The sequence below is a fragment of the Rhodopseudomonas sp. genome (assembly GCF_036404135.1).
Lineage (GTDB): Bacteria > Pseudomonadota > Alphaproteobacteria > Rhizobiales > Xanthobacteraceae > Rhodopseudomonas_A.
Genome location: NZ_DASWPE010000042.1, coordinates 1 through 2275, shown reverse-complemented (window position 1 = coordinate 2275; position 2275 = coordinate 1). Strand labels below are relative to the sequence as shown.

Annotated in this window: 2 protein-coding genes; both read left to right on the top strand. The window is 66.3% G+C overall.

Annotated elements, in window-relative coordinates; all coding sequences use genetic code 11:
• The coding region (locus VGC77_RS05405) for a sugar ABC transporter ATP-binding protein (protein WP_331170548.1) at positions 1-1266 on the top strand (1266 nt) is incomplete at its 5' end.
• Positions 1263-2275, top strand: a 1013-nt coding sequence (locus VGC77_RS05400) for an ABC transporter permease (RefSeq protein WP_331170547.1), incomplete at its 3' end; no start/stop codon positions are given. The genes VGC77_RS05405 and VGC77_RS05400, both read left to right, overlap by 4 nt.

Below are 2275 nucleotides of genomic sequence, written 5' to 3'. Positions count from 1 at the left end.
TCGCTGCTGCCCAATCTCAGCGTGGCCGAAAACGTCGCGCTGACCCGCCAGCTGGTGGCCGCCGGCGGCAGTCTGGCGCGGCGCCTGGATCTGCGCATGCTCAAGGACACCGCGGTGCGCGCGCTGGCCAAGGTCAACCTGCCCGCCGATGCGGCGTTTCTCGACACGCCGGTGGAAGAACTGCCGATAGCCACCCGCCAATTGATTGCCATTGCCCGGGCCATTGCGTCGGACGCCGGCCTGGTCATCATGGACGAGCCCACCACCGCCCTCACCCGGCGCGAGGTGGACAACCTGATTGCGGTGGTGGGCAAACTGCAGGCGCAGGGCGTATCGGTGCTGTTCGTCACGCACAAGCTCGACGAGTGCAAGGCTATCGGGGGCCGGGCCATCATCATGCGCGACGGCCTGAAGGTCACCGAATGCGATGTGGCCGGACAGTCAAAGCAGCAGCTCGCCTTCTGGATGACCGGCAAGCAGCTGGATGACACCCGGTACCGCGCCGCCTTTGACGGCGGCGAGGCGCTGCTGGGCGTCGACGGCCTCGGCCGGCGCGGCGGCTACCGGGACGTGTCCTTCCAGCTGGCGCGCGGTGAAATCCTCGGCATCACCGGACTGCTGGATTCCGGCCGCAATGAACTGGCCCTGTCCCTGGCGGGCATTTTACCGGCGGACAGCGGCCGGATAACGCTGGACGGCGCCGCCATCACCCTCGGCAGCCCGGCGCAGGCCATCGGCGCCGGCATCGGTTATGTGCCGGAGGACCGGCTGTCCGAGGGGCTGTTCCTGGAGAAATCGATTAAGGAGAATATCATCGTGGCGATGCTCGACCGCCTGCGCGGCTCGTTCGGCCTGCTGGACGGCAAACGCAATCACGCCGCCGCCCAGCGGACCATCGATGACCTGCAGATTGTCACCCCCGACAGCGACAACCCCGTCACGTCGCTCTCCGGCGGCAATCAGCAGCGCGTGCTCATTGGCCGCTGGCTGACCATCGAGCCGCGGCTGCTGATTTTGCACGGGCCCACGGCGGGGGTGGATGTGGGCTCGAAGGACACCATTTATCGCATCATCCAGCGGCTCGCCGGCGACGGCATGGGCGTCATGATCATCAGCGACGACCTGCCGGAACTGCTGCAAAACTGCGACCGCATCCTCGTGATGCGCCGGGGGGCCGTGGCGGCGACGTTCGCGGCGGATAGCCTTGAGGAAGGGGCGCTGTACCGCGCCATGGCGGCGGAAGAGCGCCCGGAGATGCAACAATGACCGATATCGCAACACAGCATCGCCGCGACGGCACGGCAAGCCACGGCGTACGCCTCAGCCGCTGGTTCATTCATCATCCGCCGGCGGTGACGCTGCTGCTGATAGTCCTGGTCTGCCTGGTGGTGGGCACCCTCAACCCCGCCTTTTGGCAGGTGTCGAACCTGTTCGACATGGCGCGCTCCTCCGTGGTGAGCGGCCTGTTTGCGCTGGGCGTCCTGGTGGTGCTGGCGGCGGGCGGGCTTGACGTCTCCTTCACCGCCATCGCCGCCCTGGTGATGTACGTCATCACCAAGCTGGTGACGGACCTGGCGCCCGGCATGTCCATGGCGCCCATCCTGCTGATGGCCGCGGCGGGCGGCGCGCTGCTGGGGGCGGCCAACGGCCTGCTGGTCAGCGCCCTCAGGGCGCCGTCGCTGATTGTGACCATCGGCACGCAGTATGTGATCCGCGGCTTCCTGCTGACCTTTGTCGGCACGGCGCTGTTTATGAACATCCCGGCATCGATGGATGCATTCGGCAAATATGCGCTTTTCCATCACCAGAGCGCCGGCGGCGGGACGTCGGCTCTTCCCGCCTACGTGCTGGCGCTGGCGGTTGCCGCCGTCGCCACCTGGTACCTGCTGCAGCGTACGCTGATGGGCCGGGCCATCTATGCGGTGGGGGGTAATGCCGACATTGCCCAACGGCTTGGCTATAACCTGCGCAACGTGCGGGTGTTTGTGTTCGCCTATGCGGGCCTGCTTGCCGGCATCGCCGGCATTATGCATGTCGCCAGCAACCGCCTGGCCAATCCCTTCGACCTGGCGGGTTCCGAACTGGAGGTTATCGCCGCCGTTGTTCTCGGCGGCGCCCGCATCACCGGCGGTTCCGGCAGCGTGGTAGGCACCCTGCTCGGCGTCATCCTGATCACGCTGGTGAACAACGTACTGATCCTGGTGGGCATCCCGAGCACCTGGCAACTGGCCATTATCGGCGCCTTTATAGTACTGGCCGGTATGCTGTTTTCCAT